Origin of the sequence: Acinetobacter sp. BHS4 (assembly GCF_018454425.1) — a bacterium.
GTDB lineage: Bacteria > Pseudomonadota > Gammaproteobacteria > Pseudomonadales > Moraxellaceae > Acinetobacter > Acinetobacter pittii.
On the sequence record NZ_CP075323.1, the window covers coordinates 3,129,118 to 3,149,414 of the forward strand.

At 31.7% G+C, this 20,297-nt stretch carries 17 protein-coding genes and 2 pseudogenes; 9 read left to right on the top strand and 10 right to left on the bottom strand.

Features of this window, described 5'->3' with window-relative positions; genetic code table 11:
• Positions 1 to 47: 47 nt before the first annotated feature.
• On the bottom strand, positions 48 to 869 hold the full coding sequence (locus KIP84_RS15060; RefSeq protein WP_213688834.1) for a Cof-type HAD-IIB family hydrolase: 822 nt from the start codon (positions 867 to 869) through the stop codon (positions 48 to 50).
• 355 nt (positions 870 to 1,224) lie between these two features.
• Positions 1,225 to 1,911, bottom strand: coding sequence for a ribulose-phosphate 3-epimerase (gene rpe / locus KIP84_RS15065; RefSeq protein WP_000043044.1), 687 nt, complete (start codon positions 1,909 to 1,911; stop codon positions 1,225 to 1,227).
• Between the two features lie 184 nt (positions 1,912 to 2,095).
• Between rpe and KIP84_RS15070 the strand changes: the two genes are divergently transcribed.
• On the top strand, positions 2,096 to 2,368 hold the full coding sequence (locus tag KIP84_RS15070) for a DUF2218 domain-containing protein (RefSeq protein WP_213688835.1): 273 nt from the start codon (positions 2,096 to 2,098) through the stop codon (positions 2,366 to 2,368).
• A 5-nt stretch (positions 2,369 to 2,373) separates the two neighbouring features.
• Here KIP84_RS15070 and KIP84_RS15075 read toward each other — a convergent pair.
• A pseudogene (locus KIP84_RS15075) lies at positions 2,374 to 2,781 on the bottom strand (alpha/beta hydrolase-fold protein); the annotation flags it as partial.
• Between the two features lie 98 nt (positions 2,782 to 2,879).
• Here KIP84_RS15075 and KIP84_RS15080 point away from each other — a divergent pair.
• From KIP84_RS15080 to KIP84_RS15100, 5 genes are read left to right on the top strand one after another with little or no spacing between them, the layout of a single operon-like run.
• A complete protein-coding gene (locus KIP84_RS15080; protein ID WP_171495058.1) occupies positions 2,880 to 4,262 on the top strand; it encodes a site-specific integrase in 1,383 nt (460 codons plus the stop codon).
• A 5-nt stretch (positions 4,263 to 4,267) separates the two neighbouring features.
• A complete protein-coding gene (locus KIP84_RS15085; RefSeq protein ID WP_213688836.1) occupies positions 4,268 to 6,064 on the top strand; it encodes a hypothetical protein in 1,797 nt (598 codons plus the stop codon).
• A complete protein-coding gene (locus tag KIP84_RS15090; protein WP_213688837.1) occupies positions 6,057 to 8,057 on the top strand; it encodes a hypothetical protein in 2,001 nt (666 codons plus the stop codon). The genes KIP84_RS15085 and KIP84_RS15090 overlap by 8 nt, the downstream gene beginning before the upstream one ends.
• Positions 8,050 to 8,466, top strand: a complete 417-nt coding sequence (locus KIP84_RS15095; protein ID WP_151741393.1) for a hypothetical protein — start codon at positions 8,050 to 8,052, stop codon at positions 8,464 to 8,466. The genes KIP84_RS15090 and KIP84_RS15095 overlap by 8 nt, the downstream gene beginning before the upstream one ends.
• A gap of 11 nt (positions 8,467 to 8,477) precedes the next feature.
• Positions 8,478 to 8,774, top strand: coding sequence for a hypothetical protein (locus tag KIP84_RS15100; protein ID WP_151741394.1), 297 nt, complete (start codon positions 8,478 to 8,480; stop codon positions 8,772 to 8,774).
• A 28-nt stretch (positions 8,775 to 8,802) separates the two neighbouring features.
• On the opposite strand, the gene KIP84_RS15105 is transcribed toward KIP84_RS15100, so the two are convergent.
• The gene (locus KIP84_RS15105) at positions 8,803 to 9,012 is read right to left on the bottom strand and encodes a helix-turn-helix transcriptional regulator (RefSeq protein ID WP_151741395.1); all 210 of its coding nucleotides are present in this window, start codon (positions 9,010 to 9,012) and stop codon (positions 8,803 to 8,805) included.
• Between the two features lie 87 nt (positions 9,013 to 9,099).
• On the opposite strand from KIP84_RS15105, the gene KIP84_RS15110 reads away from it, so the two are divergent.
• The 3 genes from KIP84_RS15110 (at position 9,100) to KIP84_RS15120 (ending at position 12,515) form a co-directional block, all read left to right on the top strand.
• On the top strand, positions 9,100 to 9,588 hold the full coding sequence (locus KIP84_RS15110) for a hypothetical protein (protein ID WP_151741396.1): 489 nt from the start codon (positions 9,100 to 9,102) through the stop codon (positions 9,586 to 9,588).
• A gap of 142 nt (positions 9,589 to 9,730) precedes the next feature.
• Positions 9,731 to 11,383, top strand: coding sequence for an AAA family ATPase (locus KIP84_RS15115; protein ID WP_151741397.1), 1,653 nt, complete (start codon positions 9,731 to 9,733; stop codon positions 11,381 to 11,383).
• Positions 11,376 to 12,515: an AAA family ATPase gene (locus tag KIP84_RS15120; protein ID WP_151741398.1), complete on the top strand. Its 1,140-nt coding sequence runs from the start codon at positions 11,376 to 11,378 to the stop codon at positions 12,513 to 12,515. Before KIP84_RS15115 ends, KIP84_RS15120 begins: the two co-directional genes overlap by 8 nt.
• Before the next feature lie 243 nt (positions 12,516 to 12,758).
• On the opposite strand, the gene KIP84_RS15125 is transcribed toward KIP84_RS15120, so the two are convergent.
• The 6 genes and pseudogenes from KIP84_RS15125 to KIP84_RS15150 form a co-directional block, all read right to left on the bottom strand.
• On the bottom strand, positions 12,759 to 14,879 hold the full coding sequence (locus KIP84_RS15125; protein WP_151741399.1) for a tetratricopeptide repeat protein: 2,121 nt from the start codon (positions 14,877 to 14,879) through the stop codon (positions 12,759 to 12,761).
• 17 nt (positions 14,880 to 14,896) lie between these two features.
• Complete coding sequence (locus KIP84_RS15130; RefSeq protein WP_151789354.1) at positions 14,897 to 15,877, bottom strand: DUF4917 family protein; 981 nt, start codon at positions 15,875 to 15,877, stop codon at positions 14,897 to 14,899.
• Between the two features lie 86 nt (positions 15,878 to 15,963).
• Positions 15,964 to 16,791, bottom strand: a complete 828-nt coding sequence (gene fghA / locus KIP84_RS15135; protein ID WP_151742108.1) for an S-formylglutathione hydrolase — start codon at positions 16,789 to 16,791, stop codon at positions 15,964 to 15,966.
• 147 nt (positions 16,792 to 16,938) lie between these two features.
• Positions 16,939 to 18,180: a hypothetical protein gene (locus tag KIP84_RS15140; RefSeq protein WP_151789355.1), complete on the bottom strand. Its 1,242-nt coding sequence runs from the start codon at positions 18,178 to 18,180 to the stop codon at positions 16,939 to 16,941.
• A gap of 205 nt (positions 18,181 to 18,385) precedes the next feature.
• Positions 18,386 to 18,829 (bottom strand): annotated as a pseudogene (locus KIP84_RS15145) (alpha/beta hydrolase-fold protein); the annotation flags it as partial.
• Positions 18,798 to 20,249, bottom strand: a complete 1,452-nt coding sequence (locus KIP84_RS15150; protein ID WP_032004344.1) for a C13 family peptidase — start codon at positions 20,247 to 20,249, stop codon at positions 18,798 to 18,800. The gene KIP84_RS15150 and the pseudogene KIP84_RS15145, both read right to left, overlap by 32 nt.
• Positions 20,250 to 20,297 lie beyond the last annotated feature (48 nt).

Consider the following 20,297-nt stretch of genomic DNA (forward strand, 5'->3'; position numbering starts at 1 on the left):
TTTAAAACAGATACAATTTTCTATCTCAACTGATTGTTTTAAAATCATTAAGGGAATGGTGGTTGATGTTGAAGGACTAAATCAATCACCTCTAATGCACCTTCTTGCTCATTACTTACAGTGGTATAAGGTGCCACGGCTTTTAATGCTTCTACTGCATTTTCAACAGCAAACCCATAGCCCACAGCTTTAATCATCTGCATATCATTGTTGTTATCACCAATCGCAACTACTTGATTAGGTTCGACCTGCCATTTTTGTAGTAACAGCTTCAAACCATGTGCTTTATGTTGGTCTGGAAGAATCAAATCGATAAAATTAAAACCACTTGAAACAGGTACCAAAACTTTATCTGCTACAAAACTTTGCTTCTGAAAATGTTCAAAAATCGCAAAGCTTTCGTTTTCCTGAGCGGTAAAAGTAATTTTGCACACTAAGTCATCTAGTACATAAAAGTCATCTACAACTGTCAGTTTTTCAAAATATCGGGCAACTTTGGCATAGTCTTCTGCGTTCATGCTGCTATGCACATAAGCACTCTGTTTCCCACAGATCACCATGGTTGAGATATATGAAGAGTCAATCGCTTTTAAAATCTCAACGTATTGTTGCTGACTTAAATGAGCAAAAGCTATTTCTTGCCCTGCATCTACAACATGCGCGCCATTTTCTGCAATAAAAGCAATCTCATGATTAATTTCTGGAAAATAGGTAACAAGTTTTGCAAGTTGATTACCACTGGCTACCACAAAATGAATATTATTTTGTTTTAGTTGTTCGTATTGTTTTAAAAAACGTGCTTTGTTGTACTGCTTTTTGGAATTAAGAAAAGTCCCATCCATATCTACCGCTAAAATTTTTACTGTCATTAATTATCGAGGTCTCTTACTAAAAACTTATTAAACCAAATTTAGCTTTATTTTTCATGACACTTTTACAGTTTTATACGTATCTATGCACAAAAAGTTTTACACAGAGCTACATCGTTTTTTGCACAGGTTATTTTTTAGCAAAGCTTAATAAAAAACCAGCTAATAAATTATTCAACACGCATAAAAAAAGAACGCCAAAACGTTCTTTTTTCATCGTTTTTGTCTATAGAATAAACGGTTGATCTAATTTTGTTTATTTTACCAACATCTTATCCATACGGTTATCAACACAGTTATCCATACAGTTATAAACAAAGTTATCCACAAGCTTATTCTCAGTTCAACATGCTTTTTAAGCGTCTACACTGCCTACTTTCGCAAGCTCTGCACGCATTTGATCAATCACAACTTTATAATCTGGTTGACCAAAAATAGCTGAACCAGCAACAAACATATCTGCACCCGCTTCTGCAATTTCACGAATATTTGCAGGGCCAACGCCACCATCAACTTCTAAACGAATATCACGACCACTTGCATCGATAATTTTGCGTGCTTCACGTAATTTTTCTAAAGTCATTGGAATGAACTTTTGTCCACCAAAACCAGGGTTTACACTCATTAATAAAATTTGGTCAACTTTATCAAGTACATAATCTAGATAATGCAATGGCGTTGCTGGGTTGAAAACTAAACCTGCTTTAGCACCACCAGATTTAATCAGCTGTAATGAACGATCAATGTGATGAGATGCTTCTGGGTGGAATGTAATAATATCTGCGCCTGCTTCCAAAAAGTCTCCAATAATTCGATCAACTGGAGATACCATTAAATGCACATCAACAGGAGCTGTAATCCCATAGTTTTTTAAAGCCTTACATACACCTGCACCAAAAGTTAAATTTGGAACATAGTGGTTATCCATCACGTCAAAATGCACTACATCTGCACCTGCGGCTAACACTTTGTCTACATCTTCGCCTAAACGAGCAAAATCGGCAGATAAAATAGAAGGAGCAATCAAATAAGGCTTGGACATAGGTGGATGACCTGGCAAGAAGTTTAAGGAGAGACTAAAAATTATAACAAAAAAGAACCTACTTGGCCCGCCATTCCTTGCTTAAATGACAACATTTCAAACTTGCAACGTAACGTTGCAACAATAGAATGCTAACGGCGAAACGAATTTGTTAAGGTACATTAAACCAATGTGAGGATTGATAATGAAAAGCACAACTCATCTATTAACAAACGATGGAAAACGCATTGCAAAACGTCTAGTTAATCATTGGAAACACAAATTTGAAGTACAAGAAACTGAACAAAATTTTAAAATCTTAATGCCTACAGCAACAATTACGCTTGCGCCAGAAACAGAGCAGTTAAATGTTGCTATTGATAGTCAGTTAGATGACCACAACCACTTAGAAAAAGTGGTGCTTGATCATCTAAACCGTATGGCTCAACACGAATTTCAAGTTGAATGGCAACACTAAACTAATTAGCTAGATACTTTTTCTAACTGGATTGCATGAAACTGTAAGTGCTCATCCATAAAGGTTTGAATAAAATAATAACCATGGTCATAGCCAGCATGTTGTCTTAAAGTTAAAGGCTGTCCTGCTTTTAAACATGCTTGCTTAAATTTTTCAGGGTGAAGTTGTTCATAAAATTGGTCATCCAATCCCTGATCCACCAAAATTTCGCTAAATATTGCACCATTCTTTGAGACTAAAGCTGTGGCATCATGAGCCAACCAGCTATCACGGTCTGCACCCAAATAATGGCTAAAGGCTTTGTCGCCCCATGCACATTCAGTTGGTGCACAGATCGGAGCAAAAGCAGATACCGACTTAAACTTTTCTGGATATTTAAACGCTAAAGTTAATGCACCGTGGCCACCCATTGACAATGTACTTTGTGTAGTATGCTTCTTCAACGTGCTGTAAAAACTATATGGAATTTATAGCTTGTTGTAAATAGATGCTATTTAATGAGTGGGTAAACATGAGCAAAAAATTAGAGCCGTATTTTTCTAAATCTAAAGCCCATATAAATTTTATAAAAGAATATCGTCCAACCTATTTTGATTCCATAACAAATAGCTTTGACCAAATGGAAAGTATCTATTGCCCAAGATTTCCGTCATTGATCAAAAGTGACAATACTGTATGGCATCTATCTTCAAATTATTTCAATCACTTACTCATCGATGAGAAAAAAAGCACTGCTCTATTAGAGTCTGTTGCATCAGACTTAATAGATTTTTTAAGATTCTTAGAGGAAAATGAATTAGATATCTTGCACCTCCCTCCTAAGCCTGAAAAAAGAGTGACTTATCAATTTCATACATCACTTTTGCAAAGGATAAGACTTGGTTTAATTTCACCAAGCACTGCTCGTCAACGGATGAACAGAATTTTACGTTTTTATGATTTCTTAATTGCAGAAAATGTATTTACCCCTGATGAATTAAAGAATCAACCATATGAAAAAATTAAAACCTATGTGTCATGTATTACTTCTTCAGGTGATATTTATACAAAACAGGTGAATAGTTCAAATCTGAAAATTCGGCATAGTCCTAATCCTCGATATGGAAATGAAATTATCGATGGTGGAAGACTTCACCCACTTTCTACGATTGAACAGCAAATTTTTCTTCAATATTTAGAACAATATGCTTCTAGAGATTTTCAACTTATTTGCTATATAGCTCTATACACTGGGGCAAGATTACAAACTATCTGTACGTTAAGAGCATTTCATATAAAAGAGTTACTTACTAAACAAATGCTGAATAGTGTTGATAATACCTACAGCGTTCGAATAGGCGGAAAATCAATTATTGATACTAAGGGTGGCTATGAACACAATTTAAAAGTACCAGCATGGTTAATCAAAGATATAGATCAATATTTAAGCTCTGAATCTTGGAAGAAAAGAGCATCTAAGAGTCTTTATAAGGTTGAAAATCAAAATTACGTCTTTCTTACTAAACATGGAAACCCATATTACACATCCATCAAAGAAATTGAGGATCGTAATCTTCAATTATTTTCAAAAAAAATAAAGTTTTCAATACATAGAGGTAATGCAGCTAGGCAAGCACTGACTAAATTGATTGATCTGATGCACAAGAATAAAGAAGACATAAAGACATTCACTTTACATGATTTGCGTGCAACTTTTGGAGTCAACCTGCTTCTATCTGCCTCAAAGCATGTCAATGATATTGATAAAATTTTACCGTATATACAAAGCCGAATGGGTCATCGAAATATCATGAGTACAATTCACTATGTTAGGTACATTGCTTATTCAGAACTTAATACTGAGATGGACAAAAAGTTTGAAGAAATACTATTTACCTATCAAGGAATGAATTAAAAATTATGTTCGTAGAAAGAGACATTAAATATCTTTTCCCAGAAGATTATGACGCCCTAGCAACCTCATTTTTACCTAATGTCGTTTTAAAATTAAAAGTTGTTGGAAAAATTTCATACTTAGATTTTGGTACAATTTTTTTTCAAAATCATACAGCAATGAATAGACAAACACATTACGCGTTAGTTGATAAAAACTCATTGTTTATAGAGTTAATCTCGCCTTTACATGAGTATATTTTAGATATGACTCAGAGGTATTCTCATGCCTCAATTAAACATTATTTTAAAGTGATTAGAAGTGTAATTAAAGAACTATACTCTCGATATGGTGTATTTGAATTACAGGAAAGTTCTCAAGCATTAGATATATATAAAGACTATACACAATATTTAATTATGGATCGAGCAACCAAACTTAAAAATTCGATTACAGATCTTGGTCAATACAATAGAAAACAACATGTTTTTGCAGAAATTTTATCCAGATCACTAGAGATTAATATTAAAGAAGTAAAAAACTCTTATATAGAAATTGCATCCAAGCATAAAGAACATAACATTCCTGTTGAAGAATATAAATTTCAAAATTTCTTCGAAATCAATAAAACAATTTTTTTAATTTTTTCTGATTTTTTAATTAATAAAAAGACTCTACCAATTCATTTAAGAAATGGAAAAAACAATATTGATGTTTCATTTTATGAAGTATTTAATAACAAAAAAATAGAACAGAGCAATGTAGATAAGCTTAATCAAAATAATGCAAAAATTGCTAATTTGGCAATCACTGCATTTATAAACTGTTTTGTATCAGCATCAGCACTAAACGCATCACAAATATACAGCTTAAAAGTCTCTGACGTAAAAGATTTACACTCTTCAACAAAAGGGATGAGAATTATCACCACAAAACCGAGATCTGGCTATAAAACTGTTGAATTATCTTTACCTTTAAAATTTCAAAAATTACTATTGGGTTATTTAAACCTTAGAGAATGGATAATAAAAAATTATAATTTTGATAATAATATAGATGAAAGTGAAAATTTACTTTTCATAGGTTTAAATAACACCAAAGCCATTTATAAAGACAACTTTATTATATCTTATTCTGAAAACCAACATAATATATTTAGGACTTGGTTTATAAAACATTTTTATGAAATAGAGTGGATTCCATTATCAAAATTAAGATCAATTATTGCGAATATTTATCATAATGAAAGCAAAAATCTAAATATAGTTGCCAAAAAATTAGGTAATACTCCACAAATCGTTGCCAGCTCATACACCGAAGCTACAGAATTCCAAGTCTTAGATGAAATGAGCAATACTTTTCAAAGTATCGCAACTTCAGCACCTATCATCTCGAAGAATACTTCAACTATAAAGCTAAATTTAGCTGATACCTTAAATACTGACATGGGGCACTGTTTTTCTAAGATACCTAAACTTCATAGTATTTATCAAAATATTGACCTAGATACACCCAATTGCTCAAACCCAATTTCATGTTTATTTTGCGAAAACTATGTCATACATACCGACAAAGAAGATATTCATAAGCTTTTATCAGCTAAAAAAGTTTTCGAAATGGCAAATTCTAGCCAAAGTTCAGAAAATATTTTTCTTGTTCTTCAAAAAATAAATGATGTTTTGGATTCCATTCTTAATCATGACCCAAAGAATGAACAAACTATTATGCTTAGTTCTAAATTAATAAGCACCGGAAAATTAAGCCCTTTTTTTGAAATTATGCTCAATACACTTACAGATTTAGGTGTGAATTTTTATGAATAATATCCCTGCTATTGCAGATACATTTGGTGCATCGAAACAAGAATTTAATCACCACCCTAAAAATGATACCGTCATTAGCCTAGATCAATTAGGAAAACCACTTAGCTACTTCGAAAGTGAAATTTGGGAATTGGGTTGCTACGCACATAATTACACTGACCAATCTGAAATTAATTTTTATCTAGACCATACATCCCCTCAAAAATATACTTTGTCATATCAAATAAAAATTGTTCTATTTTATTTGATGTTCTCAAGAAAAAGACGAGATAACAATATTACATTGAAAACTATCCAAGGTAATTTCTTTATCATTAGAAAAATTGCATATTTATGTTTAGACTTTAATTGTAATTTTACAAGCATAAATAATAATGGAATTTTTCTAAAATCTTTAAAAAATCATTTATCGGAATTAAGCTGGGAAAGTAAAAAGAAATATATAAATATATTAAATTCAATTAATAAAGCAGGTATGCTTTATCAGATTGATAATTTTGGATTTAGTGAAAAATATATTCAAGAAATAAAAATAGCTCAGCATTCTGAAATGAAGGAACACAAGCAGACTCTTTTAATTCCATCTAGGATTTATGGGCAGTTTATTGACAGTGGCTTAAAATTCTTTGATGAAATACAGCCATTTATGAATGGAATTCATAATTTGGTTCGTGAAAATGACTTTCATACACATAAAGAAGGGAATAATCATCGTCAGAAACCCAAAATATTTAAAGCAATGCTAGAAAAGCACGGACTAACCGAATTAAGCGAAAAATACGACATGAGGTTTAGTCAACGTGTCTTATTCTTCATCCAGTCTATTCAAAATTTAGGTGCCTTTCTACTACTGTGCTTTAGCGGAATGCGCCGATCAGAAGCATTAAATTTAAATTATGTATCATATCAGGAGATAAAAAGAAGAAATCTACCCTCAGCATGGGTTTTAAAAGGAACTACCAGTAAGTTTACTCAAGTTGGAGCCGTCGCAACATATTGGGTTTCATCTAGTGTAATTCACCATGTTATTGATACATTACAGAAACTGGCAAAAATACATCAATCATGGTGTGCTAAGCGAGGAGTCATTTCACATTTAGAACTTGAATCGTATCCTCTATTTCCATCATTTGCCATTAAGCATGAAAAATCATTCCATCCCATTTTTGAGATGCCTTTAGGCGGATTTATGGAAGATCATTATTCCATTTATAGAGCGATAGACCCCATCATTTTCACAGAAGATGATTTACATGAGTTAAATATCTTTAATCCATTAATTCATTGGTTAGAAGACTACAAACTTGAAATTGGAAAACCATGGAAGTTTACTAGCCACCAGTTTCGCAGATCTTTGACGGTATACAGTGCTCGAAGTGGTTTAGTGAATATTCCAACATTAAAACGTCAATTAAAACATATCACTTATGATATGACGCTGTACTACGGCAAAAACTATATGAATGCTCAAAATATCATACAAGATCAAAATCTTTCAGATAGAGAGTATGAATCAAGTCTAATTAAAGAATATAGAAATCAAACCTTATATGAACAATTATCTGATTTCACAAAGGATGTAGTACAAAAAGATACGCCTTTATTTGGAGGTGAGGGTACTAGACTACAAGTACTTAAAGATCAAAATAAAGCGCCTGTATTTTTAACTGATAAAAAACAGACCGAAAAGTATATTTTTGAAGGAAAAATTGCTTATCGGAAAACAGTTCTGGGTGGATGCTCTCGTACTTCAGGTTGTAATAAGTTAGGATTTTCTTATATTACCGCATGTATCCCCTGCTCTTATTCAATTTTCAACGAAGACTCCATTGATGCTCTGGAATTAGCAAAAAACGCATACGCTAAAATTGCTGATGAAAAATTAAATACGAACGAGTCTTTGTTATATGAGCAGTACATGCAAGAAGTCAAAGCAGTCGAACAACTTCTAGAAAAACTTCGTAAGAAATACATTGAGGTAAAAAATGTCTAAAGCTTTGGTGAATCTTAATGAAGCACTGAATCGTCTAATTGCGAATGCACCTATTCGAGTACCCAAAGGCTCAAAAATCAATAATGATACGGTAGCATTAGAAGCTGGTCTGAAAAGAGGTGCTGTAAAGCGCTCTCGTCCTGAACTTGCAGAGTTATTAGATAATATTAGGGAAGCTGAAGCAAAAAGACTTGGTAAAGAATATAGTAAGAAGAATTCAAAAATTGTAATGCAAAATGAAGCTTTAAAGCTGAAGCAACAATTAAAAGAACTTCAGGAGAAATATGATGTTCAACTTAGTCAAATCAACTCTTTAATTTTCGAAAATCATAGGTTAAAACGAGAAAACCAGTTTCTTATTGAGGAAAACAATAATAAAATCATAGACTTTAAAATCAATAAAAATTAGAGAAATTTTTCATGAAAGACTGGTTAATTAATGAGTTTTATACATTTGTAGAAATTCTGCATAGACGGAAAGCAATATTATTCTTGCCTTGTTTTGGTATGATGTTATTTATTTTACTAGATGTATGGATGCAACATTTACTTCTAGAAGCTGCCAATAAAACATCAAAGTCTATTATTGATTTCACCCCTATTTTCGTAAAACACTACGAAAAAATGCGTCGTATCGCTTTTTTCGAAATAGTTCTTATTGGTAGCTTCTTATGGTCAATTAAAGAATATTTAAAATTGAGAAAAAGGCACTATTAGAACTAGAACGGATACTCGAAAACAAGTTTTAAGGTATTAAACTTTTGATATCTACATTCAATACATGGGCAATTTGAGCCAACTTTTCGACTGTCACACTCACCTCACCTCGTTCAATTCGCCCAAGATAACTACGATCAATTGTTGTCAGCAATGCTAACTGCTCTTGGCTTACTGATTTATTTTTACGAACTTCTCTAATTTTAGAGCCAATTGACAAGGCTAATTCTGTATTCATAGTTGATAACCATAAATACAAGAACTATCAGGAATTGAAGTGTTTTAATCCACGGACTATAATCCTCATTATTTATCAAAGATTGCCATGCACCTAGAATCTTCACCACTATTCCCCCAATTTATGAGAGTGTTATGTAGCTATCGAATCTCATCATTTCAAGTCAGTGATATATTAGCTAAAGTCATACTTTTAGGAGTAGAAAACAATAATATCAATTACCAAAATATCTATCGTTTAGTACAACGACTTGTAAAAAAAGGATATTTAATAATAGACGATTCTAAAAACCCCTATACAACCTATACCGAAACAGATGAAATGATGGATCTTAGAGATCAATTCTGTATCGAGCCAAATGATACTATCGATAAACTTTTAGACGAGCAAAAACAACTTGACTCAGAAATTTTGAACCTTAGAGAAGAGATTGATATTTATGATGAATTGAAGCGATGCTATCCTGATCTACAATTTAAAATTGAGCAACTTAAAATTATTCAAAATCGTAAGCTAGATTATTTAAGAAATAAACTTAAAGCATTAAATTCTTTATCTAAATATATTTGCGACTAGTATTCTAATGCTCCCCCCTACTAGACTTAAGTATAGATATAATTTTTCAAATAATGTACTATTTCAATATTAAAAAAAATCAACTTGTTGTATAAATAAAAAACATAACTCCAACACTTATAGACTTATTTGGGTGAATGACTTGTATATCAAAAAATTGGTAGTGAAAAACTTTAAAAAAATTCGTACACGAACTTTTGAATTTAATGAAAAAGTTAACATCATTGTTGGAGATAATGATTCTGGTAAATCTACAATCTTAGAAGCCCTAGATTTAGTCGCAAACAATTGTTATAGAGGGAAAAATCTCAACCAAGTTTTATCTTCCGACCTATTCAATGATACTGTTGTACAAAAATTTCTCAAAGGCAATTTTTCGATTGAAACATTACCTGAAATACTTATAGAAATGTATCTAGAAGATTGCCCCGAGTATCGCGGTAAAAATAACTCTTTAAACAAAGAGGAGGATGGCGTTTATATAAGAATCTGTTTTGATGATGAGTTAACAACAACTTATAACGATTTTATAAGTGATGGCACAAAATTGGATAGCATTCCTACTGAGTTTTATAAAGTGGAATGGTTCAATTTTGGATGGGATCCTATCAAATTTCTCAATAGAAAAATGAAAGGACTATTTATTGACCCAACAAGGCTACATCCAACTTACGGAAAATCACAATATCTTGCTAGTATTATTAATACAGCTTTAACTAAACCAGAGCAAGCTCTATTGAGTTTGAATTATCGAAAAATAAAAAACACTTTTGGACAGCAAGAACAAATTAAAAGTTTAAATGCAAACCTTGATGCTTCTAAATTAGTGACTGAACACTGTTTATCAATTATAGCTGATACAACAACAGGAAATATAGAGGCAGGACTCCAACTTGCTGTTAATGATATTTCTTTCTCTCAAATCGGTAAAGGTGAGCAAAATAAAATTCAAATAAAATTAGCTCTAATAAATAAAGGAGGTAATGTTAATTTTATTATGATAGAAGAGCCTGAAAACCATCTATCTCATACAAACTTGAGTAAGTTAATTAGATTTATTGATAATAATAGCTCAGATCAAATTTTCATTACAACACATAGCTCATATGTACTAAATAAATTAAACCTAAAAAATTTATGTTTAATATCTGAAGAATATTTAAAATTAAGTGAAATTGATAAAGAAACAGCTAAAACACTTCAACGATTACCTGGATACGATACCTTACGTATAGTCTTATCACAGAAGGTAATTCTAGTAGAAGGTCCATCTGATGAATTACTTCTAAAAAAAATATATTTAGAAAATCATGACAAATTACCAGAAGAAGATGGAATAGACATTATTGTTGTCAGAGGTATTGGTTTTAAACACTATCTAAATATTGCTAAACATATAAAAACGAAAGTAAATGTAATCAAAGATAATGATGGTTCTTATAGTGAAAATATTCATAAGTATTCTCAGGATTTTGACTTTGAAAATATTAATTTTTTCTCTGAGACCGATGATACACTAAAATCTCTAGAACCTTCTTTGATTGAAGCAAATTCAGAAAATATAAAAACATTAGAACATCTAGCAAAAATCGCTCTGTCAACCACCTCATTTAACAAGTTAAAAGCAAAAGCTACTCTAATTGATAAAAAATCATATTTTACTTCTGTTTATGTAGGAGAAAATGGTGACAAAAATTATGGATCAAAAAAAGTTGACTCTGCAATAAAAATTTTTGAAAGTCTACAGAAGGTTAACTATCCAACATATCTCGTAGAGGCATTAAATTTTGACTAAACAATTATTAATTGCCTGTGCTGGTGCAGGAAAAACAACTAAGATTGTTACTGAATCAATTCAACTAACAAACAAGGGTAAAAAAGTCCTTATCATTACCTATACTCATAGTAATCAAAAAGAACTAATTCAGAAGTTTAAAGAACTTAATGGTACGAGAAATGATCTTTTTATAGTTAAAGGTTGGTATACCTTTATACTAGAAGATATTATTAGACCTTATCAACGTTGTATCATTTCAAAACGAATAACAGGTATATTTCTTAACAGCCAAAACCCTCACAAAACACGTAATGGATACACTATTTCAGGCAGAGCTGAAAAAATTGGGGGAAATTATAATCCTTCACACTTTCTAACATCCAAACATCAAGCTTATACAGAGTTTATTTCCAAACTAGCTTGTAGAATTATCTCAGAATCTAAAGTAAATATATCGGATAGAATACAGTCTATCTATGATCGTATTTATCTAGATGAAACACAAGATTTTGCTGGATGGGATTTTGATCTATTTAAACACTTAACTAAATCTAAAAAGCTTGAAATACATGCTGTTGGTGATTTTCGACAGACTATTTACCATACATCATCTTCTCCCAAAAAACCTAATGAAAGCTCAGATAAGTTAAGCACTTATAAAAAGATGGGGTTTAAAACAAAAGACTTAAATGAATGTTGGCGCTCCATTGAATCAATTTGCAAATTTGCAGATTCAATTCATTTAGGGCAAGGATATACACCAACTATCTCTAAAATTGATAATCAGAGCATACCCTCTCATAACAGCGTAATATACATATCGCCTGATCATATAGATGATTATGTAAGCCAATTTGATCCATTAATTTTGCGTTACTCTTCAGGCTCGGGAAAGGTTTTAGAAAAATATCAAAAATTAATGACCTTTGGTGAATCTAAAGGCTTAACAGCTGATCATGTTTTAGTTCAACCAACACAACCTATTTTAAATTTTTTGAAAGGTGAAGCTAATCCATTTGGTGATAGCTCAATCAGCCAAAATAAATTTTATGTTGCCGTTACAAGAGCTCGTTATAGTGTAGCCTTTATTGTAAATGATCCATTTTTTGATAGTCTGTTATGGTCACCTAACAATAATAGTCAGGTTTAAATATTTTTAAATTTATCATATAAATTAACAAGGTATCCAGAGCCCATGAATACCTTGTCATTTCCTGAGTATATTTCTCTTAAACTTATTACGAAATATACTCTTTAATATTTTCAAATTATTTTAAAAAATAAATAATTGAATCTCTCCTCAATATTTTTTTAAAATATTAAAATCCAAAAATAATCCCATTACACTTCTCAATTAATATGTATAGATTCAAAGTATATGAATTTAAATAATTCATATACTTTTATCTATTGTATGGCGCATATCTACAGCAATAGCATATATTGTATGATTGTTAATATTTTGAATCTCCTTGAAACCTTTACCATAATCTCTAGTTCTTCCATCAAATACAACTAAATATCCTAAATTTGTAGTCTTATTTTGTTGATAATGAATTATTTGGCTTTCGCCAGAAAGAGCATAAGTTGAAGAGTAGCCTCCACCACACATTTTTAGTTCAACTATGACTTTCAATCCACCCGGTAATATAATATATAAATCAATAAACCCTGCACCAGCTCTACACTCTTGAATAATTTCAGTACTATCAAATCCCAATTTCGCATTTAAAAAAGTTATCAATAATTGTTTTGACTTTTCTTCTGGATTTTTTGTCCACTTGTATGAAACTTTATCCTCCCCTTTTTCCCAAAAATACATTCGAGAGGATGTAGAAATAGAATTAGAAAATTCTTTTAGAATTTCAAAAAAAATATCCGAAGTAATTGTTTCTTTCCAACCCTCTCTAATAGGCATACTTTCAAATTGTGAATCATCTAAGTTATCAATACAAATTGACTGATAATCTGCTAATTCTGGATTAGACTTATCTGACTTATTAAAGTATTTTAGTGCTTTCTGATACTGCTTATCTTCCAATAATGCTCTTGCATAAAAAAAGCATACATTTGGAAGCTCGCCTATGATTCTTATTCTTTCTTCAAGAAAAGTTTGTGCTTGCTTCCATTTTCGCTCCTGAAATAACATCCCAAGACAATTTTGCACAGATGATTGATTAAATTGATTTATTTTTAATGATTTTGTATAAAATACATAAGCATCATCATATAAACCTTCAACCCTATACTTTTCAGCAATACTAAAATAGATGACATCTAAAACATTATTATTTCTTTCCTTCTCAGCATAGACTCTACATTTTTCCAATAAAGTCATAGCATCATCTAAAGATAAGTCTTTATCAGTAGATTGATAGAGCAAAGTTGATATAATTAGCTCACTATCATCAGAGGCTAATACTTCTGTTAAGAATTCATTACTTAAAAATTCAGAATTAGATATTAACCCTAAGATTTTTTCTCTTAAATTAAAATTCTCATCTTTAATTTTTTCTTTTAATAATTCATATTCAGCCTTATATTTCTCTCCCTTTTCTGCTTGGTTATCTAATCCAGCCAAAATTTCTGCTAATGACAAGCTTGAACATAGTTCAATCTCATTTCCTATTAAACCTCTTCGTAAATCACAGGCTCTTTCAGCTAATATCAATGCCTCTTTTATTTGATTTATTTTATATAAATAATTTGACTTTCTGTGTATTAATGATGCCAACAACTCTCTATCAACAAGACTTTTCTCTTCATATAATGCTATACATTTATCAAATATAACTATTGCCTCTTTTGGATCAATATTCCCTTTAAAGTTAGAAATTTGTATTAAATTTCTAACTGCTTCCATTTTATTTCCTGATTGAAAATGAAAGTCTGCCGCATATTGCGCATATTTAATTCTATCTAAATCTGTTACAGATATTATTGATAACCCTTGGTATGACCAAGCAATTGTAGCAGGTGACACTCCTTCAGCATTTATTACTTTATTATAATTTATTCGTGCAAGATTGATATGTCCATCTTTTGCTAAACAATTAGCTTTTTCTAATATGATATTTTGCAGTAAATCAGCATCTAATTTATCCGAATAGTTTTTCAGAAGAAAATCAATATAACTTAATGAATCAGTTCTATCATTTACCATTGCAGAGAATAAAATTAAAAAAATTAAAAAATCTTTTCTTTTAAGTGCATCTAATTTTAAAAAATCCATTTTCTTCAAAGAATTTAAATCTTCAACTTTTCTAGAATGTTGCAATGTTCCCTTATTCTCTTCAAATATTATATATGCTTCATCAAAATTACTTTTCTCAACTTCATCTAAAAATTTTGACAACCACTTATCAGATAAATTATTTAGAACATTATTAATGCGGTTAGCTATTTCAATTGCTATCTCATTACTCTCAGTAGATCCACCCTCGAACTTAGCAATTGATATATTAGTATCTAAACTCATTTCAAAAGTGATCTGCTGTTTAATTTTTTCAGTCATTTCTTAGTTCCAAAAATTTATTTCCAAATTGGAGTTGTATCTGCATCATAAAATTCAATTTTGATATTTCTAGTATCAATAAAACGTCTTGCATTAGCCATTGTTGTTTTATTTTGTTCAGAGTGTTCATCCCCAAAAATACTGATATAAATATTTTTTACTTGGCTTAAATTAATTTGATCAAATATATGTTTATCATTCTTATCCATTGAATGCCCATAAATAAATAATGAACCATTTAAATTCTTTAACTCTTTGTAACATGAGTTTAAATATGGGTTATGTTTAATTCTTTGAAGTTTTGCTTCACAATTAGGTTCTGAGACAAATAATGGAAATTTACCTATGTTTAAATTCTCTTTTACATGATCCACAATCCCCTTATCCAAATGATCTTTAAATCTATGCTTTTTTATTGTTACTCCATTATCATATATGTGGAGTCCACCATGTAAATAGAAAACATTTTGACTACCTACATTTTCCCAAGTTTCCACCCTAAATCCATCGTCTGTAAAGTAACCTAAAGGGGATATATCATTTTTATTGATGATCCAATAAAGCAATAAGTCATAATTCAATGTAAATATTTTTGAAAATCTCTTAATAAATGGCTTTGCTTTTTCATACTGAGAGGTTAAAACATAACTAGATCTTAAAGGATGAGTTTCAGAAATAACCTGTACTAACGAATTTTTCAATTGCTCTTGATCATCTTTTATTTCTATAATTTTATTTTTATCAACTCCATAAGACTCACATACTTTTTGTGCAGACTCTAATGCCCTCATTATTTTTTCGAAATCATAGGTTTCAAATTCAGTAAATAAATTACGAATTTCAATTTCCCTTGTTCCAAAATCAGCCTTCTCAAATAAAGACTTATAATTAAAAACTGTATGATCCCATGCTTGTGAGAATCCATTTGCTAACAAGATTGAAATATCATCTTTATTCAAAATTGAATCAATTTTTTGTTGAAAAGTTTCTAGTGACATTTCTATAAAATCTTAGAAAATTAACAATATATTTAATTACATATGTCATAAATTAGCAAATAGAATCCCAACCACAGGTAATTAAATTATTTAATCTTTGATAAGTGGAATCTAATATGATCTTCAATAAAACTAGCTACAAAATAATAGCTATGATCATATCCATCTCTCATATTCAAAGAAATCGGATATTCTTTATCACTACAAACATTTTCTAAAAGTTCGGGCTTTAACTGCTCTTTCAAAAAAGAATCTTCAGTTCCCAGATCAACTAAAATAGGCATCTTCACGGAACTAGATTTGATTAGCTCGACAGCATCATAGTCAGACCATAAAGTCTGATCTGTACCAAGATAAGCAGTAAATGCCTTTTGCCCCCAAGGAACTTGAGAAGGTGCGACAATTGGGGAGAAAGCAGAAATACTCTTATAGATCTCAGGATTTCTTAACCCTATGACTAATGCCCCATGTCCACCAGCACTATGCCCCATAATGCTTTGAGTTTTATTCGTTGGGAAGTTTTGATCAATTAAGTTTCTTAATTCATAAACGATGTAATCATACATTCTATAGTTTTCTGACCAAGGCTCTTGAATAGCATTTACATAGAAGCCTGCGCCTTGACCTAAATCATAACCTTCATCGTCTGGCACACCAGCACCTCTTGGACTTGTGTCTGGAGCAACAATGATTACCTTATGTTCAGAAGCATACTTTTGTGCCCCAGCTTTAGTAATAAAGTTTTGTTCGTTGCAAGTAAGACCAGAAAGCCAATAGATTACGGGTAATGTTTCATCTTTCTGATGTGGTGGAATATAAATTGCGAAGTTCATAGAACATTTCAGCACTTCAGACTGATGTTTATATACGTCTTGCCATCCACCGAATGAAGCGTGTCTTTCTAATCTTTCCACTAATAAATACTCCTACAATTTTGATCAATTAATAGCATTAATGCTATAGTCAACTCTAAATTTTAATTCAATAACAACAAGATACTATAGTTAAAAACCTATTATTCATACCAAAAATCATCTCGTATAAGTGGTAAAAGCCATTTTTTAACCACTAAAATACTCATGAATTAAGTCATAATTTTTGAAATATGAATCCAGAACTTGAACTAGAAACAGCTCTCCATTAATCTTTATATTAAATGGAATCATTGAGTTATCTATTTTAAATGTTTTTACTTTTCTATGACCTTTGATATTTGCATCACTTAATCTTTCCTGATAGTTATCCAATGTATATATAATAAACTCATGATCTAAATGGGTTATGAAAAAATGTTCACCTTGTGCTTTGTATTCAAGATGAATCACTTGCGTAACTATATCCTCACCGATTACTTCAAAATCTGCCATCATTTCTTCAAAAGTTAAACTCTGCTTTTCTACATCATGGCGCACCCATAGATTATTTTCATATTTATCAGTGGAATAGAACTTAGACAATTCAGGTAAAGAGGATATTTTTAATCGTAATGGAGTGCCAAACTCCTTTTCCTCCATTGCAGGAAGATAATCAGAAACATAATCTATTCTAAATGATACATCTAACAGCATTTTATTTTTAATAAGTTCTTCAATAGTAGTAAGCAACTTTCTTGGGATATCTATCCAAAAATGCTTGCCTATACGATCATCACGTATTGTTTGACTATCTTTATTATTGAATATTTCAATGTTCTTATTCATGCTAATAAGGCTGTATTTAGAGAATTGAACATCCTCCTGACATATGTCGATGCCAATTTTTTCATATTCAGTTTTAACTACCTTCGAGTATTTTAAATCAAGCATATCTGCTCGTCCCTTTATTGATAGATACTTAGAGTACAAAATATCTCCGATATAGTAATATATATAATTATCTTTTATATAATCAAATCCATCTTTACCATGGATAGACTTGTAAAAGTTGTTCAGAATTTCTAATGTTCCTGGATACTCATTAAGATTATTTTCTAGGTAGTCGATTAATTGTGGAATCGTCTTTACATCCAATTTTTTTTCGACTAGCTCTAGTTGTGGCATGTAAAATAAGGCTGCATTAGGATGGTAGCGTTTAGCTTCAAATTCTTGCTGTATAGCTACTTTCTCTTTTATGTGAGCATCAGTGTAAGTACGCATCACCTCTGTCTGAAAATTTCTACTTTTTAGTGAAATTTCGATATGGGGAATTAATTTATCAATAAAGATGGGATGCTTACTAAGAAAGACATAACAAAATCTCCCTAAGCTAAAATGCTCAAGTTTTTCTGAAGAAAAATCATTAATCTCTTTAAAGATATTTTCCATATTTTTGGCTTCTATTAAGAATTTACCTAATCATAACCGATATGGTTGTTTTGTCTGCCTTGAATAAAAAATATGGAATTTTTAATAAGATAATTTGATGTATTCTGCTGAAATATGGATTTTTTTATGGAATTTTTAATTTACTTATTAAAACTTATAAAAATCAACAAACTAAAATATTTTCCATATTTTCAAAAAAACATTGCATTGAGTGCCCAAAGATACCGACTTGTTGAGCGTTTACAGAAAAGCTTTTTAAAATGAGTGGATATAGCTCATCAATTAAATAGCTCTCCATTTGATAATGCTCAGACCAAGGTGCTTCTGTGGCATTAATATAAAAGCCTGCGCCTTGACCTATATCCCAATGATCCCCTGCCGCAACCTGTTCGCCACGTGGAGAAGTATCAGGTGTAATCAGTATAAGACTAAGTTGTGCTGCCATATGCTGAGCATGTGCTTTTATGGCAAAAGTTTCTTCAGTACACGTTAACCCAGCTAAGTAAAACAAAGTTGAGCAAGCTTTACCTTCCAAAGCTGCTGGTGGTAAATAAACACCAAACTTCGCTGGTCCTTTTAAATAAGAAGATTCAAATTGGTATATGCGCTGCTCACCCTCAAAGCAGCGGTTTTTTTGCAGGAGTTGCATCGTTTTTAGCCTCTGTTTTTGTTTGAGCAATATCTACACTACCCGTATTTTGCTGAGGAAATAGATACTTTTCCAATTGAGGTAGCATAAGTTCCATATTTTTACCGATCATCCACTGAGGTTCCGAAGGTTCAACACCTTGAGCCACTTCCCATTTGGTTACCGTTTGCTTAGCTGTGTTAAACGAATCTTTCATCGACGATTGCTCTCGCATAGCCAAATCAAAGAAAGCTCGACCAAAATAGGTATAGTCAGCTTCGTTATTACACCCAAAAGAAGTTTTATCAGCAGCCGATGCAGTAATAATTAAGGTATCAGGAGACTGTAAAGCAGGAATAAAGCTTCCTGAATAACAGGCTGAGATCACAATTACACGCCAGCGAATACCGGATTTGTCCAGTGTTTCTCGCAACCATTTCGGGTCCACTTGCCCTAAATCTAATGGCGCATTTTCAATTTCGAAGTGATTTTGTTCACCGTGTGAAGTCATATATAAAAATAGTACATCACTATCACGGTTCATTTGCTGGCCCATGCGGCGTAGGGCTAACTCGATACTGGTTTTAGAGGCAATCGGAATTTCTGTGCGGGTATCTGGATTATTAACCAGCATCATCGAACGTCCAATCGTTCCGAAACGTGTATCAAACTGTTCTTTAATACGGACCACTTCCGATTTAAAAACATCTTGATAACTATCACCAGCAACACCTAAAAAATACCAATGGCTTTTGGCGAGCTCACCATATTGAACTTGCTCTAAAGAATCATTTAATAGTTTACTTTGTGCATAAAAAGCATCTTCAGCAAACGTTGGAGCCGTATCTTCTACCTTCCAAATCGGTTGATCTTTTACAGAAAGTTGCCAAACCACCATCGTTGCAATAGTCGCAACCATAACCAGTGCACGTTCCCACCATGGCCACTTAAGCTCACGTGAGAAAACCCAAATTACGGCTAAACTTTGCCATACAAATAAAGCTACAAATAAACTCGGTAAAATTCCGTTATAAATAGCATCGGGAATAAAGTTGAGATAACCGTTAGACCCCAAATACTGGATTAAACATTGAATTAATAAGATATTTGTATCTAGAACTAGCCAAAGTAAAGCAGGAACTAGCATTAAACGAGGTTGGTTAGTTCGCTGTGATAAGAAAATACCGACAATTAAGGCAATGAATGGCCAAAGTGCATAACCAATTAAACCTTGTGAATTAAAATCACCGATTTGACCAGCTACAAGCCAGCTATAAAGAGAGTTGGTACATCCTCCTAAAATTCCCCAAACAATAAGCTGAAGAATAGATGGATGTACAATCTGTAAAGAACGTCTTGACCCCAAAAACAGCCACATTCCGGCAATTTGGTTGCTTTTAAAATCATGCCAAAAGTTAATGGAGGGTTTAAGATCAATCATAAAAGGTTTTCAAAAATTTCGTTTTTGACAGGCATCTTAAGTGTATGC